This window comes from Hamadaea sp. NPDC050747 (assembly GCF_040654195.1).
In the GTDB taxonomy this organism is placed as follows: domain Bacteria; phylum Actinomycetota; class Actinomycetes; order Mycobacteriales; family Micromonosporaceae; genus Hamadaea.
In genome coordinates this window covers 342,705-364,620 of record NZ_JBFAHM010000002.1, presented here as the reverse complement: position 1 = coordinate 364,620, position 21,916 = coordinate 342,705, and the positions used below count along the sequence as shown (strand labels likewise).

Here is a 21,916-nt window from a genome sequence, read left to right as displayed (position 1 = left end):
CGCTGTTTACCGGTTGCGTGATCGAGTATCCTGGGCACATGCAGGTGCGCGCGCACGAGTTCCGGTCCCAGGACCTGGTGGCCGGCGACGTCGTGCTCGACTTCGTCAACACGGTGACCGCCCGCGACACCGAGCCGATCGACTGGCTCGACTCCTACGCCGCCCTGGTGTCCTGGGCTCGCCTGGCCCAGCTTCCGTCGGCCGCGTTGCCCGTGCTCACCCCGCAGGCGCTCGCTCATCCGCGCCTGGCCGCTCGCGCGCTCGCCGACGCGAAGGTGCTCCGGGAAGCGCTGTGGGGTCTGTTCGCCGCACTGAGTGAGGGCGGCACCCCGTCGCCGGAAGCCGTCGCGCGCCTGACCGATTCGTGGCGCTCGGCCGCCGCCGCGGTCGTGCTCACCGACCTGGCGGGCCGGCTGGAGCCGACCGTCACCCCGGAGACCTCCGGACTGGCCTACCCGGAGCACTACGTCGCCCTGCGGGCGGTACGCCTCCTGGAGAGCCTGCCGTCGCCACGCCTGCGGATCTGCGGTGGCCGCCACTGCGGCTGGCTGTTCCTCGACAGCTCCAAGGCCGGCCGCCGTCGCTGGTGCGACATGGCTACCTGCGGCAACGCGGAGAAGTCCCGCCGCCATCGGTCCGCCGACCGTCCCTGAGCGCGGGACCGGCGAGATCATCAGGGCGCGACCAGGGGTTTCCCCGAGGTCGGCCGGGGCCGATCCGGACGACGATGGCAAGAGAGATCACGTCGTACGGAGGTAACCGTCATGGCTGCACAGTGGACTGTTCCGGACGGACTGCGTACCGCCCCGCCGAGGTTGCCGGTCGAGGGCCTGCTGCCCGCCTTCGCCGCCCCCGCCGACCTGCGCGGGAAGGTCGTCCTCGTGAACTTCTGCACCTACACCTGCGTCAACTGGCTGCGGCAACTGCCCTACGTGCGGGCCTGGGCGCACAAGTACGCCGACCACGGCCTGGTCGTCGTCGGTGTGCATACGCCGGAGTTCGGGTTCGAGCGCGATCCGGCCAACGTCGCCCGGGCGGTGCGGTCGCTGGGCGTCGGCTATCCGGTCGTCGCCGACGACGACCACGCGATCTGGACCGCCTTCGGCAACTCGGCCTGGCCCGCGCTCTACCTCGCCGACGCCGACGGCCGCATCCGCCGCCACTACCTCGGCGAGGGCGAGTACCAGCAGACGGAGTCGGCCATCCAGGCGCTGCTGCTCGAACGCGGCGCGACCGGCTTCGACCCGGCCCCGGTCGCTGTGCGGGCCGAGGGGATCGAGGCTCCGGCGGACTGGCCGACGTTGCGGACCGCCGAGACCTACACCGGATACCGGCGAGCCACCACCTTCGCTTCGCCGGCCTTCGTGTCGCCGGACGGGCTGGTGCGAGATCGGCGGCACCGCTACACCGCACCGGCGAAGCTCGGCCTCGACTCCTGGGCGCTGTCCGGCGAATGGACGGCCCAACCGCAGGCCGTCGTGTCGGAGGCGGGCGGCGGGCGGATCGCGTACCGGTTCCACGCGCGCGACCTGCATCTGGTGCTGGCTTCGGCGACTCCCGGCGGCTCAGTACGGTTCCGCGTACGCCTGGACGGCGGTGCGCCGGGCCCGGCGCACGGGCTCGACGTGGACGCCGACGGCAATGGCGTACTCGATGAACCCCGGCTGTATCAGCTGATCCGGCAGCCGGGCGACATCGTCGACCGCACCTTCGACATCACCTTCGACGACGCCGGGGCCGGGGCGTACGCGTTCACCTTCGGCTGACGGGCCGTTCCAGGCCGACGCTCAGTCCTCTGTGGTCCAGGGGCCCAGCTTCTCCGGGTTCCGAACGGCCCAGATGCGCCGGATCAGATCACCGGCCAGCTCGAACGCGAACACCGCGACGGTGACGCCGTCGCGCCGGCCGACCAGCCCGGGCTGGCCGTTGACCATCCGCTCGTCCAGTGTCAGACCGGGCGCCTGCGTCGCGAGGTAGAGGGCGAACTGAGCGACCTGCTCGGCGCCCTGCACCGGGCGGACCACGGTGTTGACCCGGCCGCCGCCGTCGGCGACGACGGTGACGTCCGGGTCGAGCAGGCCGACCAGGGCCTCGATGTCCTGAGCCGCCCAGGCCAGCTGGAAGTTCCGGACCACCCCGGCGAGGTGCGTCGACGGGGCCGGAGACGGTTGCGCCGCGTCGAGCCGGCGGCGGGCGGCCGTGGCGAGCTGGCGGCAGGCCGCGGGCGTACGCCCGACGATGTCGGCGATCTCGGTGAAGGGATACCGGAAGACGTCGTGCAGGATGAAGGCGACCCGCTCCGCCGGGGTCATCGACTCGAGCACGACGAGGAAGGCCATGCTGACCGACTCGTCCAAGGTCACCCGGTCGGCGGGATCGGCCGGAGCCTGATCCGGGATCGGCTCCGGGATCCACTCGCCGACATAGCGCTCGCGCCGAACGCGGGCCGAACCCAGCAGATCGAGGCAGATCCGGCTGGCGACCTTGGTCAGCCAGGCGCCCGGCGACTCCACTTCGTCCTGCTGCTCGCGGCTCAGCGCGTACCAGCGGGCGTAGGTGTCCTGGACGACGTCCTCGGCGTCGGCCAGCGAGCCGAGCATCCGGTACGCCAGGTTGATCAGCTGGCGCCGCTCGGCCGCGATGGCGCTGATGTCGGGGGTGCTCATAGCGATCCCGACGATATAGCCCGCCGGAGTGTGACCCAGGCCTCCCCACCTCACAATCCGTGGTGCTACGTCGTCGGATGAGATGAGAACGTCTTCACCGAGTGACAGGAACATCTGATGCGCAAAGTCTTCGCCGCCCTCGCCGGTCTCCTCGTGCTGCTCGTCGTGGCCCAGTTCTTCTTCGCCGCCAGCGGCGGATTCAGCACCCGGCCGGGCGAGGAGGCGTACCGGGGGCACCACGCGCTCGGCTACGTCATCTTCCTCTGGCCCATCGTGATGATGATCGTCGCGGCGATCGGCCGGATGCCCGGGCGGCTCATCGGTCTCACCGCGGTGATCCCGGCGCTGACGGCGTTTCAGGTGGTCGTCGCGAAGGTCGCCATCGGCATGAGCGACAGCGGCAGCGGGACGGCGTCGGAGATCGTCTTCGGCCTGCACGGCATCGGTGGCCTGCTCACCGGAGTGTTCGCCGGGCTGATCCTGCGGCAGGCTCGGGCGCTCGCCCGGCCGACCCCTGCCCCCGCCCCAGCCGCCTGATCGGCTCTGTGCGCTGGATCAGGGTTCCCGGTCGAATCACCGCGCAAGATTCGACCGGGAGCCCTGATCCAGCGCGGATGGGGAGCCGCGCGTGTCTCGGCGGGCAGCGGGGCAGCGATCAGCGGGAGAGCAGGGCGAGCGCGGCGCGTACCAGGTCGGCGTTGTCGCGTACGGGGTCGCCACCCGGCCCGGTAAGCGCGTCCTCGAAGCCGATCCGGGTAGCCAGCCCCAGTCGCCCGGCGCGGCTGATCAACGGCCACGCCGACGCGTTCTCGCCGTGCAGCAGCACCGGCGGGCGCAGTGCGTACGCCCGCAGCCGGGCCAGGATCGCGTCGGCCTCCGCCTCGCAGGTGTCGGCCGGCAGATCGATGACCTCGACCAGGATGCGCAGCACCTCCTGGGCGTGCCGTGAACGGGCGAGCCGGTCGGCGTCGGCGATCGACCACACCCCGGCCTCCACGGCGACGCCGGCCTCGTGCAGAAGGCCTGTGAGGTCGTCGAACCCGGGCTCGGAGAGGTTCACCGAGGCGTAGTCGGGCAGGCCGGCCGGGTCGCCCGCCAGCCAGCTCCGGATCAGGCCAAGGCGAGCCGAGGCGTCGCCGTCGGTGATCCAGAGTCCGGTCGTGACTCCGATCGGCGTGTGCGGGCAGGCCGACCGCACGGCGCTGACGGCAGCCGCGACGTCCGCGTACGCGAGTGATTCCTGCCCGGTGGCGCCCCGCGGATGCAGGTGAACGGCGTCGGCCCCGGCGGCGACGGCATCCTGGGCGGCGACGGCGAGCTGCGCCTGGGTGACGGGGATGCCCGGATGGTCGGCGGCCGGGCGGCCGCCGTTGAGACACACCTGGATTCGGCGGACGAGAAGGTCAGCCATCGGTGGCGGGGCCGCGCTGGAAATCGAGGCAGTGGTCGCCGGGGTCGATGGCCTGGATCACCCGCGCGCCGATCTCGGCGAGCTGGCGAGCCTGCTCCGGGGTGAGCGCGTCGAAGACGTACTTGCGGACGGCGGCGACGTGCCCGGGCGCGGTCGCCACGACCTTGTCCCAGCCTTTGTCGGTGAGCAGCGCCAGGGTGAAGCGGCCGTCCTCCGGGTCGGGTTCGCGCTTGGCCCAGCCGCGCTTCTCCAACCGGCCGACGACGTGGGACAGCCGCGACAGCGAGCCGTTGGCGAGGACGGCCAGGTCACTCATGCGCATGCTGCGGCCGGGGCTCTGGGACAGCCCGGCGAGCACCTGGTACTCGAAGTGGCTCAGCCCGGCGTCTCGCTGCAACTGAGCGTCCAGCGCGAACGGCAGTTTGATCATGACGGCGTTCAGCGCCAGCCAGCTGCCCATCTCCTCGCTGCTCAACCAGCGCGTCTCGGCCGGGGTCCCCATGCGCACGATCGTACCCGGCAGCCCGATTTCCGACGGTTGACGCTTCAAGTAACTGCCGCTACGGTTCGGTTGAAGGTTCAAGTCACCGAACGAACGGATTCCCATGAACGTCGTCCTCTGGATCGTCGCCGGCCTCCTCGCGCTGGCATTTCTCGGCGCTGGCTTCATGAAGCTCACGCAGCCGAAAGTGCAGCTGGCCGCCAAGGGCCTCGGCTGGACGGAGGACTACTCGGCCGGCGCGGTCAAAGCGATCGGCGCGCTCGAGCTGCTGGCCGGCATCGGGCTGGTCCTGCCGGCGCTGCTCGACATCGCCCCCGTGTTCGTTCCGCTGGCCGCGCTCGGACTCGGGCTGATCATGGTCGGCGCCATCGTCGTGCACGCACGCCGGAAGGAGACCAAGGCGCTGCCGATCAACGTGATCTTCCTCGTGCTCGCGGCCGTGGTCGTCTGGGGCCGATTCGGCCCGTACGCCTTCTGATCAGCGGGTAGAAGGGGACGTTATCCGGGATGACGTCCCCTCGCCGACCGTCCAAGGCCGCGTTATCTCGGATAGCGCGACCCACCGCCCGGAGTGCGCCGCCGCGCACCCCGGCGGCGGTGGCGCCCCCCGTAGGATCTGCGGACATGCAGCGTGTGCACCGGCTCTACACCGTCGTGGTGTTCGTGATCCTGGCCTCGCTGGACAACGTCGCCGCCGGGCTGGTGCCGCCGCTGTACAGCCCGATCAGCTCCAGCCTCGGCGTGCCGGAGGCGGCGATCGCCGTGGTGACGGCAACCGGGTTCCTCGTCTCGGCGGTGGTCGCCGTCGGGTGGGCGTACGCCGGGGACCACTTCAACCGGCGCTGGCTGCTGATGGCCGGCACCACGATCTGGGCCGCGGGCACCTTCGGCACCGCGCAGGCGCAGAGCTATCCGGCGTTCTTCGCTGGGCAGCTGGTGGCGGCGGTCGGCTTGGGCGCGGTCGGCTCGGTGGGCTTCTCCGTGGTCAGCGACCTCATCTCGCCCCGCCGCCGTGGACTGATCATGAGCCTGTTCGGGCTCTCCCAGGGCGTCGGCACGCTGGCCGGCACACTCATGGGCGGCGTGCTCGGCGCGGCGGACTGGCGTAGGCCGTTCACGTTGCTGGCCGTGATCGGGCTCGTCGCGACGGCGGCGTACCTGCCGACGGCGAGCATCCGGCGCGGCGAGAGCGAACCGGCGCTCAAGGAGGTCTTCGAGGCCGGTGGCGAGTACGACTACCGGATCAGCCACACCGACCTGCCCAAGATCCTGCGCCGCCGGACCAACATCTGGCTCGTGCTGCAAGGCGTGACGGCGCAGCTGACCTTCGGATCGCTGGTCTGGCTGCCTCGACTGCTGCAGGCGAAGGCGGAGGCCGAGGGCTATCCGCAGGAGACCGCGATCGTCGTGGGCACCATCTTCGCCACGATCTTCCAGCTCGGCGGGGCACTGTCCATCATCGGCGGACTCGTCGGCGACCGGCTGCAACGGCGTACGCCCCGCGGACGGGCGCTCGTGGCGTCGGTCGGCGTGCTCGCCGGCATCCCGTTCTACGTGATCCTGTTCTTCCTGCCGCTGCGTGTCGACATCGCGGAGGACGCCGGAGCGGGCAGCGTCACGGCGAGCGTCCTGCGCAGCCTGGTCACCGAGCCGCTCATGGGGGTGTCCGCCGTGATGGCGCTGACGGCGCTCGCGTTGACCTCGGCGAACTCGCCCAACTGGTTCGCCCTGATCGCCGACGTGAACCTGCCCGAACATCGCGGCACCGTCTACAGCGTCGGCAACCTGGCCAACGGCGTAGGCCGGGCGACCGGCAACAGCCTGGTCGGGGTGGCCTTCAGCGCGCTGTCCCGAGGGCTGCCGCCGCCGTGGAACTACGCGACGGGGCTCGCTCTGTTCCAGATCTTCTTCATCCCGACCGGCGTCATGTACTGGCTCGCCTCGAGGACCTGCCCGAAGGACATCGCCGAGGTCGGCCAGGTCCTCCATGAGCGCGCCGAGGCCCGGGTCACCGCGTCCTGAACTTCATCAGCAGCGCGCTGCGACGGCAGGGGCGGGCCGGCCCGTGGGGACCGGCCCGCCCCGATGTCACCAGTTCGACGAGGGTGTCACCAGTTCGACGAGCCCGGAACCTGCGGCAGCGGCTTCCACCACGGCTTGATCAGGTACGCGATGCCGCCCGATCCGCTGCCGACGGTGCCGTTGGCGCGTACGCGCTTGGTCCGCTGCCAGACCGTTTCGAGCTGGTCGCGCTGGTAGACGTTGCGCACCACGTCGTCGGAGGACGACGCCGGGTCGTTCACGACGACGTCACCGGTGTCGGTGAAGCCGACGATCACGAACAGGTGGCCGGAGGTGGAGTAGTTCGAGCCGTCCAGCTCGCTGGCGAGGAAGGACAGCGACACCACCACCGGGATGCCGTGCTTGATGAAGGTCTCGACCTCGTCGAGCGAGTGCATGCGGGTCACGATCGCGTCGAGGCCGACGAACGAGGCCGCGTACGCGGTGTTGAAGGGCCAGTTGCCCGCCCCTTCGTACTGCGAGTCGTAGACGCCCCGGGCGGCCGCGTCGACCTGTGGGTCGGCGTAGTCCGGGTTCACCCAGGAGGTGTCGGGGGTGTAGCCGTAGTAGCTCACCACCATCTGGGTGGACGTCGGCGAGCACCAGGCTTCGCCGCCGCCGTCGTACTCGGGGTACTCGCCACTGTGGATGTTCTGCGAGTACGCCGGCACCGCCAGCTCCTTGCCCCAGGCGATGTGCCCGGCGCTGAGCGGGACGGTGAACCGGTCCGGCACGTTGCTCGCCATCGCGCCCAGCTCCCACACCCGCGGGCGCTGGACCTGACCCGGCTTCTTGTAGAGGGTCAGCCGCAGCTGGTAGTCGCTGAGCAGGACGCCCCGGGAGGCGTCGTCGATGGAGAAGGTGTCGGTCCAGATCGTCGAGTAGGGGTCGCCCTGGTCGTCGACGCTGGTCCGGCGGATGTCGCCGTCGCCGGAGGCCCAGATGCCCATCGTGTACCAGGGCGTCTGCTCTCCGTTCGTGTACGTGCCGTGCAGTTCGACCTTGATGAACGTGCCGGCCGGGGTGACGGCGTTCCACGAGGCGACCGCCTCGGTCGCGCCGAATCCGATGTCGTGCACCGGCGAGGTCCAGGTCGCGTACTCGTAGGCGGCGGTGACGCCGGTGTGCGGGTCGGTGTAGTCGGTCGTGCCGGCCGGAACGCCCATGGTCACACCAGTGCGGAAGCCGGGGATCGCGAACGCGCCGTCCGCGGTGCCCTGCGCCCAGTCCCGGTACGAGCTGATGCGGTGGTACTCGATCTGCTCGTCGTGCTGCACCGGCTGGGCCGCCACCGCCGGGGCGGCGGTCAGGCCGATGCTCAAGACGCCCGCCGCGGCGAGCGTGAGGATGCGCCGTGCCATTGGTCTCCTCCCACGCAGATCCCACGGGGGATCGATCGATTCACTATCGACGCTGCAAAGAAGTTTCGCTAGAGGTGAGACGGATGAAAATCCATAACCAATGTAAAGCGTGCTTGACACCATGGCTCGTGTCAAGCACGCTTTACACATGCACGGTCCACTGTCGATGGTGCTGACCGCGATGGTCGCGGTCCAGCCCACGGCTCACCCCGCGAACGACCTGGCCCAAGCCCTGCAACGGGAATCCCTGATCGGCGGGCTCCTGTGCTCGAACTGACCGGCAACGACGTCCGGGAGCTGCGTACGCGGCGGCAGCTCTCGCAAGCCGAACTCGCCTCCGCCATGGGGGTGTCCCGCCAGACCGTGAACTCGATCGAAGTGGGGCGCTACACGCCGTCATTGCCGCTGGCGATCGCGCTGGCCCGTTTCTTCGAGACCACAGTGGAGGAGATGTTCCATGTCAAGGAGCAGTAAGAGTGTCACCACGTCCTGGGCCGGCCCGGCGATCTGCGTCGCGGGCGGGTTGGCGTACTTCGTGTCGGCGTGGATCGGCGGCCGTCCCGGGCTCGGCGTCCTGCTCCTGCTGCTGATGCTGGTCTTCGGCGGGATCGTGCTGTTCGCCGGGCGCAAGTCGGAGACCGTCCGGCATCTGTTCGACCGGCGGGACGAGCGCATCACCGCGATCGACGTCAAGGCCAGTGCCACCGCCGGCACCGTGCTCGTCGTGGCGGTGCTGATCGGCGCGTTCGTCGAACTCGGCCGGGGACACTCCGGTGAGCCGTTCACCTGGCTCGCCGCCGTCGCCGGAGTCACTTATGTCGCGGCGGTGTTCCACGCTCGCGTGCGCGGCTAGCCGGGTCAGTCCTGCTTGTCCCGGTGGTAGTCGGTCACCCGGGTCAGCAGGCCGATCAGCGTACGCCGGTCGGTGGCGGACAGGGGCGCCAAGTACGCGTCCTGTGCCGCGCCTAGCAGCTCGTCGAGCTGGGCGAGTTGCCGCCGACCGGCCGCGGTGACGGAGACGATGTTGCGCCGCCGGTCCTCCGGGTCGGGGGTGCGCTGGACGAGCCCCCGGTCGGCGAGGTCGTTGACGGTCGCGACCATGTCGCTGCGGTCGATGCCGGTGCGGCGGCCGAGTTCGGCCTGACTTGTCGGGCCGGTCTCGTCGAGCGCGGCTAGCAGCGAATAGTGATACCGGCGTACGCCGACCTGGGCCAGCGCCTTGTCGACGATCCGGTTGGCCGCCAACGCCGCCTGATTGGTCAGCCTGCTCGGCAGCGCTCGGAGCCGTCGCGGCGTCGCCTCTCCCGGATTCACCAGGAGAATCTACCAAACTGTTGGCAGGACCCACGATCTTCTGTATTGTTGGCTGCACCAACGTTGGCGCGGCCAACGAAATTGATAGGAGACGTGACATGCTGGACAACGACATTCGCGGGCGTGTTCTCTACCCGGGCGACGACGGGTTCGCCGACGCGATCTCGGGGTTCCTCCTGACCGTCACACATCGGCCTGCCGTGGTCGTGCTGCCGGCCGACGGCGGTGACGTCGCCACCGCGGTCCGGTTCGCGGTGGACACCGGACGCCCGATCGCCGTGCAGTCGACCGGGCACGGCAAGTCTCTTCCGGCCGACGACGCAGTTCTCATCGCCACGGCCGAACTGCGCGAGCTGACGATCGACCCCGGTACGCGTACCGCCCGGATCGGGGCCGGCCTGCGCTGGGGCGAGGTGGCGGCCGCTGCGGCCGAGCACGGTCTCGCGCCGCTGATGGGATCGTCGCCGCAGGTCGGCGTCATGGGTTACCTGACCGGCGGCGGCCTTCCGCTGACTGCGCGGACCTTCGGGTTCGCCGCCGACTACGTTCGGTCGCTCGACATCGTCACCGCCGACGGAGTGCTGCGGACGGCGTCGCCGACGGAGGAGCCGGACCTGTTCTGGGCGGCGCGCGGCGGCAAGAGCAACTTCGGCTGTGTGGTCGCCGCCGAGATCGACCTGGTTCCGTTGCGCACCGTCTACGGCGGGGAGCTCACCTTCGCCGGGGAGAACCCCGCGTACGCCGCCCATGTGCTCAGCTCCTACGTTGCCTGGACCCGCAGACAGCCGGAGGAGATGTCGTCGTCGGCGACGCTGCTGCGGTTCCCTGACGCGCCACAGTTGCCCGCCGGGCTCCGCGGCCGATCCCTCGTCCAGGTACGCGTCATCTACGTCGGCGAGGAGGCACAGGGAGCGGAACTGCTGACGCCGTTGCGGGAGCTCGGGCCGGAGAAGGACACCGCCGCCGTGGTTCCTTATGAGGAGATCACCGAGATCTATCAGGATCCCAAGAACCCCGTCATGGCTCACCTGCGCAGTGCCTTGCTGCGTGACCTCGACGACGACGCCGTACGCGAGCTCGTCGCGCTCATCGACCCGTCGGCAAGCGGGGGACCGTTCCCCGGTGTCGAGATCCGTCACCTCGGCGGAGCCCTGGACCGGGCTCCCCGGCGCGCGCACGCCGTCAGTACGCAGGGTGCGGCGTTCCACCTGTGGTCACGGATGCCGGCTCCGCCGGACCGGGCCGACGCCGTCCGGCAGGTCACCGACGAGGTCCTGGCCCGCCTGGCCCCGTGGGACACCGGAGCGAGGCTGCCTGGGTTCCTCTTCGACCACGACTCGGCGCCCGAGCGCGTGCGGCGGGCGTACACGGAGGAGAACTATCGGCGGCTCGGGGAGCTGAAGGCGAAGTACGACCCGAACCAGCTGTTCCGGATCAACCACAGCATCCTTCCCACATGAGCCGGCGGTCGTGCATTGGTGGGTGGACGGGAGAACCGCCCACCCACCGTCAGGCGTCGCGCAGGCGGAACAGGAGCGCTCCGGCGAGCACCGCGACGGCGGCGTACGCCGCGAGCACTCCCAGCCCGGCCCACGGACCGATGTGGGTGGTGGCCGCGAAGTCCCGGGTGGACGTGATCGCCAGTCCGGCGTCCATCGGGGAGAACCGGTGGATCCGGTGCTGCCACTTCGGGTCGGTGACGAACATGGCGATCAGCGGTGAGCCGTAGAACAGCATGAGGACGGCTGCGATGGCGCCACCGGTGTCCCGGAGGACGAACCCGAGTCCGGCGCTCAGCAGCGCCACCAGTCCCAAGTAGAGGACCGACCCGGCATACGCCCGGAGCGTCAGGTGGTCGGCCAGCGAGAGGTAGGCGTACCCGTTGGCCGGGGTGAACCCCTTGGCCGGCAGGACGGCGCGGGCGGCCAGCAGTGCGCCGGCCACCCCCGCCGCCCCGGCCAGCAGGGACACCCCGGTGATGACCGTGAGCTTGCTCAGCAGTACGCGGAACCGGCCGGGCGTCGCGGTCAGCGTCGGCCGGATCGTGCGGGTGGCGTACTCGGCGGTCACCGCGAGAACGGCCAGGATCGCCACCGCGGCCTGCCCGAGGCGTACGCCCATCAGGCTCATCCGGGTCAGATCCTCGTGACAGTCCACCCGGCAGTGGTCGGCGTCGATCGAGCCGGTGACCGCGAAGCCGAGCGCCACCGTCGCGAGCACCGCGGCGAGCAGCAGCCAGCCCGTGCTGGGCAAGGATCGCAGCTTGGTCCACTCGGATCGCACGGTCCTCACACGTCCCTCCGCCGCAGTGTCCACCAGGCCAAGCCCAACGCGACGACGGTGTACGCCGCGACCACCCCGATGCCCGCCCACGGCCCGATGAGCGCCCACGGTTCGGCGAGGGTCTGCGTCGGCGGCTTGGCTCGTTGCGTCGCCATGCCGCCGGCGAGGGTGGTGTACATGAGCAGCCGCGGCAGCGTGCCGGGCAGGATCGAGCCGACGATGATCGGCAGGATCACCAGGACGATCGTCAGCGTGATCGCGCCCGCGCTGTGCCGGAGCAGGACACCGACGGCCATCGCGAAGACGGCGAGCAGCGCCATGAAGGCCGCCGACAACAGCAGTACGCGCAGCACGACGGGGTCGGTGATGGACTCGTCGGGGAAGGCGGGCGGAGCGAAGCCGTTCTTCCGCAACGCCGGGCGAGCGATCAGATATCCCGCGACCACACCCACGAGGCTCAGCGCGAACGCGGTGCCGCCGAGGACCAGCGCCTTGGCGGCGAGCACCCGGCCCCGCCGGGGTTCGGCGGCGAAGGTCGTGCGGATCATGCCCCGGCGATACTCCGAGGTGGCGTAGAGGACGCCGACGGCGATCAGCGCCATGATGCCCGCGATGACACCGAGCAGCGAGGCCTCCACCGGGTCGTCGCCGGGATCCTGCGGCCCGATCCGGCCCGCGCCGGTGACCGTGTACGTCCCGCCGGAATCGTGGAACTCCGTCGGGCTGGGCGCGCCCTCCTTGAGCTGCCGGCCCTCGTCGCCGGGTAGCCGGACGGCGCCGGTCTGCCAGGTGGACGCCGTCGCGCCGGTCATCGTGATGTTCTCGAAAGTGGCGGTGGATCGCGTCATGTGTGCGCCGACCGAGGAGCCGCCCGCACCTCGCGAGACGTAGAGCGTGGGCGAGGAGGAGACGTAGAACCCGACCTCGGCGGTGGCCGGCAGGTGGGCCGGGGTCACCTCGCCGATCTTCTCCCAGGAAGTGCCGTCGGCCGACTGGTACGCCGAGACGACGTTGCCGGTCCTGGTCAGCCGCAGCCACTGCGGGGCCGTCGTGGACTTCCCGGCGATGTCGGTGCGGAAGTCGGACTGGAGGCGTACGCCGTGCGCCGAATTGACGAACACGGCGGCGTAGGAGGCGCCGGACGTCGCGCCGTCCTTGATCATGATGCCGGCCGACGCCCCGTTCCACGGCGACGGGTCGTCCAGCCGCGTCATGGTGCTTCCACCGCCGGGATCTCGGCGCTCCGCCGGTTCGTCCTGCGGAGTCAGCGAGCCGACCTTGACGGTGAGTGTGACATCGCCGGTCACCGGCTGATGGACGTAGGAGAACGCGTCGGCGACCGGTTCGCCGTGCGGGCCCACCACGAAGTTCGGTTTCTCGTTGACGTCGGTGTTGGAGCCGTTGGCGCCGAGCAGGCTGACGCCGATGGTCAGCACCGCCGCACCGAACAGTGTGATCAGCCAGCGGTTGACCGATCGCAGTTTGACCCATTCGGCCCGGATCAGGCCGCCGAAGCCGCTCATCGGCTCGCCTCCTCGACCGCGCCGCCCTCGGACGGAGCGCCGGCTGAGGTGGGGGTGAACTCCACCGAGGAGCGCGTCAGCTCCATGTACGCCTCCTCCAGCGAGGCGCGGTGCCGCCGCAGCTCGCTGAACGCGACTCCGTTGTCGGCGAGCAGCCCGCCGATCCCGTCGGCCGCGAGACCCTCGACGATGACGGTGTCCGAGCCGGTGACCGACACGGTCGCCCCGGCGTTGGCCAGCACCGTCATGGCCTCCGTACGCTGCGCGGTGCGTACCTCGACGCGGTCTTTGGAGGCGGCGGCGAGCAGCTTGGCGACGCTCGTGTCGGCGACCAGCTTCCCCCGGCCGATGATGACCAGGTGGTCGGCGGTGTCCTCCAGCTCGCTCATGAGGTGGCTGGAGACGAGGACGACGCGACCCTCGGCGGCCAGCGAGCGCAGCAGTTCGCGGATCCAGACGATGCCGTCCGGGTCCAGCCCGTTGACCGGCTCGTCCAGCAGCAGCACCGGCGGATCGCCGAGCAGCGCGGCGGCGATGCCGAGCCGCTGCTGCATGCCGAGCGAGTAGGTGCCGGCCCGCCGTTTGGCGGCCGACGTGAGGCCGACCTGGTCCAGCACCTCGTCGACCCGTCGGCGGGAGATGCCGTTGCTGTGCGCCATCCAGAGCAGATGGTCGCGGCCGCGCCGGCCCGGGTGCACCGCGCCCGGATCGAGCAGCGCCCCGACGTGGGTCAGCGGAGCGCGAAGCGTCCGATAGTCGGCCCCGCCGACCAGCGCGGTTCCGCCGTCCGCGGCGTCCAGTCCGAGGATCAGCCGCATCGTCGTGGACTTGCCCGCCCCGTTGGGACCGATGAAGCCCGTCACCTCGCCGGCCCGCACGGTGAACGACAGCCCGTCGACCGCGACCGCGCCGCGATAGCGCTTACGCAGGTCGCGTACTTCGATGGAAGTTTCCATGCCGAGCACGCTAGGCCGCACGTCCCGCCGGTGGCGTCACGCTCCGTCGTGGTCTTGCCGCAGCCGAGTCCCTCGCGTAGGGGACGGCCGCACCCCCGGCCAGGAGGACGACAGCAGGCGCAGCCGCAGGTAAGAATGGCTGCCGTGAGGTGGACGGGGAACGTGGCGGCGGGCTGGCCGGCGATCGGCGCCGCGATCCTGGGCACCGCCGCGGTCGCCGAGGGCGCCGTGCGTACCGCGTCTCATCCCGAGGTCGCGAGCTTCGGCGCGCTCGCCACGCTCGGCATGGCCGCGCCGCTCGCGCTGGTGCGCGTCTGGCCCGGCACGGCGGCCGCCCTGTCGGCGTCCGCGTGCCTGCTCGGGCTGTTCCTGGGCGTCTTCCCGCCCGCCGCCGGACTGCTGGCGCTCATCGTTCTCTATGCGACCACAGGGATACGCCGAAAGCCGTGGACCGGTCTGGTGCTGGTCCTGCCGTTCGCGGCGTACGCCGTCGCGCCGTTCGCCGCCGACCAGCCCGGTGGGCGTACGCTCGCCGTCCTCCTCTTCGCGGTGACCGCGCTGACCGCCGCCGGGGGAGCGGCGTACCGGGCGCGGGGTGAGGCCCAACGGCAGGCGGCGGCGAACCAGGCGGTCCAGGATTCGCTGCTCGAACACATCGCCCGCGGGGAACGCGCCCGGATCGCCCGGGAGTTGCACGACGTCGTGGCGCACCACATCTCGATGATCGCCGTGCAGGCGGAGGCGGCTCGGCTGACCACGCCCGGCATGCCGCCCGAGGGGGCCAAACGCCTGGTGGCGATCGGGGACACCGCCCGGACGGCGTTGACCGAGATGCGACGGCTGCTCGGCGTACTGCGGGAGGACACCGCCGGTCCGGCCGGCCCGGTGCGAAAGCCGCAGCCGACCCTGCAGGACCTGACCGACCTGCTGGACGAGGTACGCGACCTCGGTTCCGGGAGCGCCCGGCTGATCGTGTCCGGCCCCGTCGCCCCGTTGGATCAAGGGATCGAGCTCACGGCGTACCGCATCGTGCAAGAGGCGCTGACGAATGCCCGGCGGCATGCCGCGGGCGCCGCGGTGGACGTGGAGCTGCATTATCGGCCGGACGCGTTGCTGGTGCGAGTACGCGACAGCGGGCCGGGACGCAGCGCGGGCGTGCCGGGACACGGCCTGGCCGGGATGCGCGAGCGGGCCGCGATGGCCGGTGGGCGGCTGACCGCCGGACCGGGCAGCACCGGGGGATTCGTGGTGGAGGCGGTCCTGCCGATCGCGAAAGGGGATCAGTGAGCGTCACGCGCATCGTCGTCGTCGACGACCAGGAGGTGGTGCGGGCCGCGTTCGCCGCGTTGCTGGCGACGCAGCCGGACTTCGCGGTGGTCGGAGCGGCAGCCGACGGCGCGCAGGCCGTCCGGGTATGCCGCGAGCAGCGGCCGGACATCGTGCTGATGGACGTGCGCATGCCGGTCGTCGACGGCATCGAGGCGACCCGGCGGGTGCTGGCCGACGGCGGAGACACGCGGGTCGTCATCCTCACGACGTTCGACCTGGACGAACACGTCTACGACGCGTTGGAGGCCGGGGCGAGCGGCTTCCTGCTGAAGGACGTGACCGCCGAGCGGCTGTTTGACGCCGTACGCGTCGTCGCGGCCGGCGATGCCCTCCTCGCCCCGGCGGTGACCCGCCGGCTCGTGGCCGAGTTCGCCCGGTTACGCGTACGCCGCCCCACCCCGCCCCGCAGTCTGTCCACATTGACTCCCCGGGAGACGGAGGTGCTCCGGCTGATCGCCGAAGGGCTGTCGAACCCGGAGATCGCCGCCCGGCTGGTCGTCGGCGAGGAGACGGTGAAGACGCACGTCAGCCGGGTGCTCGGCAAACTGGGTCTGCGCGACCGAACCCAAGCCGTCGTCCTGGCCTACGAGTCCGGCCTCATCGTCCCCGGCTCCGCCTGACCTTTGTGGCGTGATCATTGCGCCGGCCATGCTGCTTCGCGCGACGAAATGTCTGCTGAAACCGCATGGCCGGCGCAATGATCTTGAGTGTCAGGCGGCGAGGCCCCGTTCGATGGCCGCGATGATCTGCGGGCGCAGCTCCTCGGGGCGGATGATGGCGTCGACCGAGCCGACCTCGACCGCGCGCTGGATGCTGTGCACCCGGTCGAACTCCGCCGCGACCTCGCCCAGCTTCTCCGCGCGTACGCTCGAGCGCACCTCGGTCAAGCGGCTGATCAGGGCGGCCCGCTCGACGCCGGAGGCGGCCGCGATCGCCTTCTCCAGATCCGTCACCCGCGCGTCCTTCGCCGTACGCCCGTTGACGTCGCCGACGAAGACGACGGCCGCCGCCGGGGCGCCACCGATGACCGAGGCGAACGAGCCGTCCACCGCGAGCACCGTCATCGACGGGTTGAGCGCCTTGGAGAACACCACGAACGCGCCACCGTGATAACGCGAGATCACGGTGAAGACGATCGGACCCTGGAAGTTGACGATCGCCCGGCCGATCTCGGCGCCGTACTCCAGCTGGAGTTTGCGCATCGACTCCGGCGAGCCGTCGAACCCGGACAGGTTCGCCAGCACCACCAAGGGCCGGTTGCCGCTCGCGGCGTTGATCGCCCGCGCCGCCTTCTTCGACGACTGCGGGAACAGGGTGCCCGCCGTGTAGGTGTCGGGGCCGTCGGTGGGCGGGAAGCCGCGCCGCGACACCGACCGGGACTCGATGCCGAGCAGGGTCACCGGGATGCCGCCGAGGTGGACGTCCTGGACGACGGCGGTCTCCGCGTCAGCCATGCCGGCCCAGCGTTCGAGGACCGCGTGGTCCTGGTCGGCCAGGGCGCGCATGAGCGTCCGGATGTCGAAGGCCTTCTTCCGGTCCGGGTTGCGCTCCTTGGAGAAGATCTCCCCGACCGTGGTGAAGTCGCTGTCCGGCATCGAGTGCGGGTAGCCGGAGATGTCGCGGTCGGCCGGGTCGCTGGTGACCGCCCGGCGCGGCCGGGTCTCCCCGGGTGCGATGTACGCGTGGTCGTAGTGCGCCATCAGCACCTCGCGCGCGCCGCGCAGGTCCGGCGCCCAGTACTGGGCCTGCCCGTTCGGGCCCATGACCCGGTCGTAGCCGCCGATGCCGAAGTTGTCCTCGGCCGACACGCCACCGGAGAAGTCGAGCGACTGCTTGCCGGTCAGCACCATCGCCGAGTCCGGCGTCATCACCAGGATGCCCTTGGTGTGCATGAGCATCGTGGCCTCGGCGTTCCAGTACGGCTGCGCGCCGACGGTGATCCCGGCGACCACGATGTTGATCTCGCCGCCGCCCTGGGTGAACTCGACGATCCGCTTCAGCGCGGCCGCCACCCAGTCCATGTTCTCCGTGCCGGAATCCATCGAGATCCGGGCGCCGGCCGACAGGGCGAACCAGTCCAGCGGCACCTGCATCCGCTCGGCGAGGTCGAGCGCGGCGATGACCCGGGCGCATTCCGGTTCGGAGAGCGCGCCGAGCGCCTTGGTCGGGTCGCCGAGCAGCACGACCCGGGTGACGCCCTCGGGGTAGCGCTCGGTCGGCGTACGCACGACGCCGGCGACGATGCCCGCCTTGTTCTGCCCCTTCGGCCGGTCGACCGGCACCAGCGCGCCGGTGTCGTCCAGGTCGTGCTCGGTGAAGGTGCCCTCGGGCCCGGCGAGCATGTCGGTCAGCTCGTACGGATACGTGGTGCCCCGGCGGCGGGCCGCCAGGACCTTCTGCCGGTAGTCGTCCAGCGGCTGGATGGGCTCGCTCGTCGGCTCCGCCGCCGAGATCTGCATGCCCTGGTCGTAGGAGATCTTGACGGCGATCTCGATCAGCTCACCGGTCGCCTCGTCGCGCTGGCGGCCGATGAACAGGACCTCCTCCAGCCCCGCGCCCGCCGTGATCGGCAGTACGCGGTGCGCCACGTCGTTCAGCTCGGCGACGCTCAGCTCGATCGGCGGCCACACGTAGAGCGTGATCCGGTTGGTGTCGAACCGCTTCTTGGCCGGCCGCTGCGCCTGCGCCTTGCGGATCGCGTCGAGGCAGGCGTCGAGCGCGCCTTCGACGGCGGGCAGCGCGATGATGCGGCCCTCGGCGTCCCGCAGCGGGGTCAGGTCGCGGACCTGGGCCATCGCGGCGATCCGCTCGTCGGCCGGGTTGTCCGGCGCGACGCAGTGGAAGACGTAGACCTCCTCGTCGGCCGACGGCAACCGGTTCAGCGTGAAGTTCCGCAGCCGCGGCACCTGCAGACGCTGGGCGATCAACGGGTGCAGCCCGCGGATGACCAGGTCCTCGCCGGAGTCCGGCCGGAACGTGAAGTGGTGGTGCATGGCGGCGCCGGTGGCCCCGGCGACCGTCATGGTGACCCGCTGGATCACGCCCAGCAGCCCGGCCTGGTCGAGGATCTGGTGCAGCGTCGCCGCCATCGTGTCGGCGTCGGGCTGGTCGTCCCAGGTCACGTAGACGTCGGCCACCGTGTCCGCATCGGACAGGGCGGCGACCTCGGCGAGCGTCGCCGGCAGGTCGGCATGGTCGGTCGCGGTCGCCACCAGCCGGAACCGTTCGCCGTCCCGGTCGTACGCCGCGGTGAAGAACGCGTTGCCCGCCCGGTCGGCGCAGGTGGCCTCGATCAGGCCCCGGTTGCCGTAGTAGCGGCGGCTCAGTACCTCCAGCATCGGGCCGTGGTCGGCGCCGGGGCGGCCGATCCGCTGACCGAGGAGGCGTACCAGGGGCTCGGGGGTGGCGACCATCTTGGCGATGCGCTCGCCGCGGTCGGCCGCGTCCGGGTGCTCGTCGAGGTAGCGCAGGTGACCTCGGACGTCGGCGTACACCTCGGCCCGCTTGCGGCGCAGCATCGGCTGGGCGGCCCAGCGGAACACGATGCTGCGGGCCAGGTCGGCGACGGCCGGGAAGCGCAGCTGGGTCGCCGCGATCAGGTGCTCCAGCGCCTGGCCGACCTGCTCGCGCAGGTTCTCCGGCGGCAGCGGCTCGGTCAGCCACTGCTGCAGGAAGGTCACGATGACCGAGACGTCGGCCGCCGCGCGCTGCTGCGCCAGGAAGATGCGGAACACGGCGTCTTCCAGCTCCGGCGTACGCTCAAAGTCGTCGATGCCGTAATGGGCGAGCGCCCGGGCCAGCCGCTGACGGAAGGTGTCGGACAGGCCGGCCCGCTCGACGTCGAGGCTCTGCAGGTAGGTGTGGAAGTACTCGCGCGGACTGTGCACCCGCGTGTCGGCCTTGTTCTCCTCGCCCGCCGGGCGGTTGCGGCTCAACTCGGACAGGTCGGCGAAGACCTGCAGTAGCCTGGCTTCCCGCCGCAGCGGGCGATATCCCAGGTCGGCCCGGGCGGCCAGGTAGGTCGACAGCGCCCGCCGCTCGTCGCGGGGATCGAGGTCGTAGCCGAGCAGCAGGCTGGTCAGATCGGCGATGCCCCGGGTCACCCGCTCCTCGATGGTCCGGTCGGTCGGCTCCGGCGGCAGGTCGAGGTCGACCGCCTCGGACTCGACGACCTCGGCGGCCGTGCCGTCGCCGAGCGGCTCCAGGCGCAGCAGCGGCGCTCCGGTCTCGACCTGGCTGCCGACGGAGACGAGGCATTCCTTCACCCGGGCCTTGACCGGCGCGCGGAGGACGGTCTCCATCTTCATGCTCTCCAGGACGAGCACGGGCGCGCCCGCCTCGACCTCGTCGCCGACCGCCAACGGGGTCGCGACCACCAGCGCGGGCGCGGGGGAGCGCACCACGCCGCCCTCGTCGTGGCTGACGCGGTGGGTCACCCCGTCGACCTCGACCAGGTGGATCGGGCCGTGTGTGTCGGTGACGAGCCGGTAGCGGCGGCCGTTGACCACGATCCGGCCGGTGTGCTCGTCGAACCGCTCCAGCTCGACATCCACAGTGGAGGAGTCGCCGTCGCCGACGCAGACACGGAACCGGCCCGGCCCGGTCTGGGCCACCGTCACGCGATAGGTCGCGCCGCGCAGCTTCAGGTCGATCGGACGGCCGCTCTCGTGCTGCACCTGCGGACGGCCGCCGTGCGCCGTGGACAGCAGCCGCTGCCGCTCGACCGCCGCCTCGTCCTCGTACGCCTCGATCGCGGCGGCGGCCAGCGCCACCCCGGAGTGCTGGGTGGACACGAGCCGGCCCTCGGCGCGTACGCGGTCGATCCAGCCGGTGTCGGCGCTGGCGTCGACCACCTCGGGCTGGTCGAGCAGGTCGAGCAGGAAGCTCTTGTTGGTCGCGCCGCCCTCGATGATGACCGTGGTCTCGGCGACGGCCCGGCGCAACCGGCCGAGCGCCTCCTCCCGGGTCCGCCCGTACGCGATGATCTTGGCGATCATGGAGTCGAAGTCGGCCGGGATGACGTCGCCCTCGCTGACCCCGGTGTCCACCCGTACGCCGGGACCGGCGGGCAGGGTCAGCCGCTCGATGCGGCCGGGGGAGGGGGCGAAGTCGCGATCCGGGTCTTCGGCGTTGAGCCGCGCCTCGACGGCGTGCCCGATCTCGGTCGGCACGCGGTCGCCCAACCGGCCGCCGGCGGCGACGTGAATCTGCGCCTTGACCAGGTCGAAGTCGGTCGTCGACTCGGTGATCGGGTGCTCGACCTGCAGCCGGGTGTTGACCTCGAGGAAGGCGAACAGCTTCTCGCCGGGGTGGTAGAGGAACTCGACCGTTCCGGCACCCTTGTACTCCACGGCGAGGGCCAGCCGTTCGGCTGCCGCCTTCAGCTCGGCGACCTGCTCGGGGGCCAGCACCGGCGAGGCGGACTCCTCGATGACCTTCTGGTTGCGGCGCTGCACCGAGCAGTCGCGTACGCCGAGAGCCCAAGCGGTGCCCTGACCGTCCGCGATGACCTGCACCTCGACGTGGCGCGCCCCGGTGACCAGGCGCTCCAGGAAGACGATGCCGCTGCCGAAGGCGCGTTCGGCCTCCAGGCTGGTCCGCTCGTACGCCTCGGTCAGCTCGTCGTCGCTCCGGACGACCCGGATGCCCCGGCCGCCGCCACCGGCGGTCGCCTTGAGCATCAACGGGTACCCGATCTCGGCCGCCGCCCGCTTGGCCGCCTCCAGCGTCTCGACCGCGCCCCGGCTCCACGGCGCGACCGGTACGCCGACCTCTTCGGCGATCAGCTTCGAGCCGATCTTGTCGCCCAGTTTGCGCATGGCCTCCGGGCTGGGCCCGATGAAGGTGACGCCGATCTTCTCGCACAGCTCGGCGAAGGCCGGGTCCTCGGCCACGAAGCCCCAGCCGACCCAGGCCGCGTCGGCGCGGGTCTCGATGAGCGCGCGTTCCAGGACGGCGTGGTCCAGGTAGGGCCGGGCGGACGCGGGCCCGATGCAGAAGCTCTGGTCGGCCTCGCGGACGAAGGTGGCGGTGCGCTCGGCCTCGGTGTAGAGGGCGATGGTCTCGATCGGCGGAGCCCCGTCCGTGGCGTTGAGCTCGCGGACGGCGTGGATGAGCCGCATCGCGGCCTCTCCCCGGTTGACGATGGCGATACGGCTGAACACCGAGTAAGCCTCCCAAAGCCTCGTACGCCGATGGACGGTGCCTCCCGGGTGTGGAGGAGTCCTAGGTCAACCTTCGCGGTTACTGGTGAGTAGCGAATCGTTGGACTCGCCAGCTCGGGTGGGCGAAAGTTGTGGGGATCCTCCAACAGAAGGTGTGGGAATGGTCAGTCCGGTGGAGGTGGACATCCACGGTCTTCAGGCGCGCACGACCCCTACGCACCCCACTGAGCAGGGCATGATCGCCGTCGGCGGCGAGCGGTGTCCGCCGACCGGCGGACGGCCTTCGCGTACCGCCTTGGGTGGCACCTCCGAGATTGCGAAGCGGGTCACGCCGTCGCGGTCGCCC

Annotated in this window: 20 protein-coding genes; 11 read left to right on the top strand and 9 right to left on the bottom strand. The window is 71.0% G+C overall.

Annotation, left to right across the window (positions count from 1 at the left end):
- Nucleotides 1–38: 38 nt before the first annotated feature.
- Both AB0H43_RS05040 and AB0H43_RS05035 read left to right on the top strand, forming a co-directional pair.
- Nucleotides 39–653, top strand: a complete 615-nt coding sequence (locus AB0H43_RS05040) for an ABATE domain-containing protein (protein WP_359996674.1) — start codon at nt 39–41, stop codon at nt 651–653.
- Nucleotides 654–764: 111 nt separating this feature from the next.
- Complete coding sequence (locus tag AB0H43_RS05035) at nt 765–1,766, top strand: redoxin family protein (protein WP_359996671.1); 1,002 nt, start codon at nt 765–767, stop codon at nt 1,764–1,766.
- Nucleotides 1,767–1,787: 21 nt separating this feature from the next.
- On the opposite strand, the gene sigJ is transcribed toward AB0H43_RS05035, so the two are convergent.
- Entirely contained in the window at nt 1,788–2,666 is an 879-nt protein-coding gene (gene sigJ, locus AB0H43_RS05030) for an RNA polymerase sigma factor SigJ (RefSeq protein ID WP_359996667.1), read from the bottom strand.
- A 117-nt stretch (nt 2,667–2,783) separates the two neighbouring features.
- Between sigJ and AB0H43_RS05025 the strand changes: the two genes are divergently transcribed.
- Nucleotides 2,784–3,203 carry a DUF6220 domain-containing protein gene (locus AB0H43_RS05025; RefSeq protein WP_359996665.1) on the top strand — a complete coding sequence of 140 codons (420 nt, stop codon included), beginning with the start codon at nt 2,784–2,786 and terminating at the stop codon, nt 3,201–3,203.
- A 118-nt stretch (nt 3,204–3,321) separates the two neighbouring features.
- On the opposite strand, the gene AB0H43_RS05020 is transcribed toward AB0H43_RS05025, so the two are convergent.
- Complete coding sequence (locus AB0H43_RS05020; protein WP_359996662.1) at nt 3,322–4,077, bottom strand: 3-keto-5-aminohexanoate cleavage protein; 756 nt, start codon at nt 4,075–4,077, stop codon at nt 3,322–3,324.
- Nucleotides 4,070–4,579, bottom strand: coding sequence for a MarR family transcriptional regulator (locus AB0H43_RS05015; RefSeq protein WP_359996659.1), 510 nt, complete (start codon nt 4,577–4,579; stop codon nt 4,070–4,072). The genes AB0H43_RS05020 and AB0H43_RS05015 overlap by 8 nt, the downstream gene beginning before the upstream one ends.
- A gap of 103 nt (nt 4,580–4,682) precedes the next feature.
- Between AB0H43_RS05015 and AB0H43_RS05010 the strand changes: the two genes are divergently transcribed.
- Both AB0H43_RS05010 and AB0H43_RS05005 read left to right on the top strand, forming a co-directional pair.
- The gene (locus tag AB0H43_RS05010) at nt 4,683–5,057 is read left to right on the top strand and encodes a DoxX family protein (RefSeq protein ID WP_359996657.1); all 375 of its coding nucleotides are present in this window, start codon (nt 4,683–4,685) and stop codon (nt 5,055–5,057) included.
- A 146-nt stretch (nt 5,058–5,203) separates the two neighbouring features.
- Nucleotides 5,204–6,601 carry an MFS transporter gene (locus tag AB0H43_RS05005; protein ID WP_359996654.1) on the top strand — a complete coding sequence of 466 codons (1,398 nt, stop codon included), beginning with the start codon at nt 5,204–5,206 and terminating at the stop codon, nt 6,599–6,601.
- Nucleotides 6,602–6,687: 86 nt separating this feature from the next.
- Here AB0H43_RS05005 and AB0H43_RS05000 read toward each other — a convergent pair whose 3' ends face one another.
- On the bottom strand, nt 6,688–8,001 hold the full coding sequence (locus tag AB0H43_RS05000; RefSeq protein WP_359996652.1) for a peptidase C39 family protein: 1,314 nt from the start codon (nt 7,999–8,001) through the stop codon (nt 6,688–6,690).
- 148 nt (nt 8,002–8,149) lie between these two features.
- Here AB0H43_RS05000 and AB0H43_RS04995 point away from each other — a divergent pair, with 148 nt between their 5' ends.
- Genes AB0H43_RS04995 through AB0H43_RS04985 form a run of 3 tightly spaced genes read left to right on the top strand, consistent with a single transcriptional unit; the run spans nt 8,150 to nt 8,854 of the window.
- Nucleotides 8,150–8,278: a hypothetical protein gene (locus AB0H43_RS04995; protein WP_359996649.1), complete on the top strand. Its 129-nt coding sequence runs from the start codon at nt 8,150–8,152 to the stop codon at nt 8,276–8,278.
- Nucleotides 8,266–8,475, top strand: a complete 210-nt coding sequence (locus AB0H43_RS04990) for a helix-turn-helix transcriptional regulator (RefSeq protein WP_290858276.1) — start codon at nt 8,266–8,268, stop codon at nt 8,473–8,475. Before AB0H43_RS04995 ends, AB0H43_RS04990 begins: the two co-directional genes overlap by 13 nt.
- Entirely contained in the window at nt 8,459–8,854 is a 396-nt protein-coding gene (locus AB0H43_RS04985) for a hypothetical protein (protein ID WP_359996646.1), read from the top strand. The genes AB0H43_RS04990 and AB0H43_RS04985 overlap by 17 nt, the downstream gene beginning before the upstream one ends.
- 5 nt (nt 8,855–8,859) lie before the next feature.
- On the opposite strand, the gene AB0H43_RS04980 is transcribed toward AB0H43_RS04985, so the two are convergent.
- A complete protein-coding gene (locus AB0H43_RS04980; RefSeq protein WP_359996644.1) occupies nt 8,860–9,315 on the bottom strand; it encodes a MarR family winged helix-turn-helix transcriptional regulator in 456 nt (151 codons plus the stop codon).
- Nucleotides 9,316–9,413: 98 nt separating this feature from the next.
- On the opposite strand from AB0H43_RS04980, the gene AB0H43_RS04975 reads away from it, so the two are divergent.
- On the top strand, nt 9,414–10,775 hold the full coding sequence (locus AB0H43_RS04975; RefSeq protein ID WP_359996642.1) for an FAD-binding oxidoreductase: 1,362 nt from the start codon (nt 9,414–9,416) through the stop codon (nt 10,773–10,775).
- Nucleotides 10,776–10,824: 49 nt separating this feature from the next.
- On the opposite strand, the gene AB0H43_RS04970 is transcribed toward AB0H43_RS04975, so the two are convergent.
- The 3 genes from AB0H43_RS04970 to AB0H43_RS04960 are packed head-to-tail and all read right to left on the bottom strand — an operon-like array spanning nt 10,825 to nt 14,077.
- On the bottom strand, nt 10,825–11,607 hold the full coding sequence (locus AB0H43_RS04970; protein ID WP_359996639.1) for an ABC transporter permease: 783 nt from the start codon (nt 11,605–11,607) through the stop codon (nt 10,825–10,827).
- A complete protein-coding gene (locus AB0H43_RS04965) occupies nt 11,604–13,121 on the bottom strand; it encodes an ABC transporter permease subunit (RefSeq protein WP_359996636.1) in 1,518 nt (505 codons plus the stop codon). The genes AB0H43_RS04970 and AB0H43_RS04965 overlap by 4 nt, the downstream gene beginning before the upstream one ends.
- Nucleotides 13,118–14,077: an ATP-binding cassette domain-containing protein gene (locus AB0H43_RS04960; RefSeq protein WP_359996634.1), complete on the bottom strand. Its 960-nt coding sequence runs from the start codon at nt 14,075–14,077 to the stop codon at nt 13,118–13,120. Before AB0H43_RS04960 ends, AB0H43_RS04965 begins: the two co-directional genes overlap by 4 nt.
- Nucleotides 14,078–14,221: 144 nt before the next feature.
- Here AB0H43_RS04960 and AB0H43_RS04955 point away from each other — a divergent pair, with 144 nt between their 5' ends.
- Both AB0H43_RS04955 and AB0H43_RS04950 read left to right on the top strand, forming a co-directional pair.
- A complete protein-coding gene (locus tag AB0H43_RS04955) occupies nt 14,222–15,364 on the top strand; it encodes a sensor histidine kinase (protein ID WP_359996631.1) in 1,143 nt (380 codons plus the stop codon).
- Complete coding sequence (locus AB0H43_RS04950) at nt 15,361–16,026, top strand: response regulator transcription factor (protein WP_359996629.1); 666 nt, start codon at nt 15,361–15,363, stop codon at nt 16,024–16,026. Before AB0H43_RS04955 ends, AB0H43_RS04950 begins: the two co-directional genes overlap by 4 nt.
- Before the next feature lie 90 nt (nt 16,027–16,116).
- Here the strand turns inward: AB0H43_RS04950 and AB0H43_RS04945 are convergent, their stop codons facing one another.
- Nucleotides 16,117–21,570, bottom strand: coding sequence for a biotin carboxylase N-terminal domain-containing protein (locus AB0H43_RS04945; RefSeq protein WP_359996626.1), 5,454 nt, complete (start codon nt 21,568–21,570; stop codon nt 16,117–16,119).
- Nucleotides 21,571–21,916: the final 346 nt, after the last annotated feature.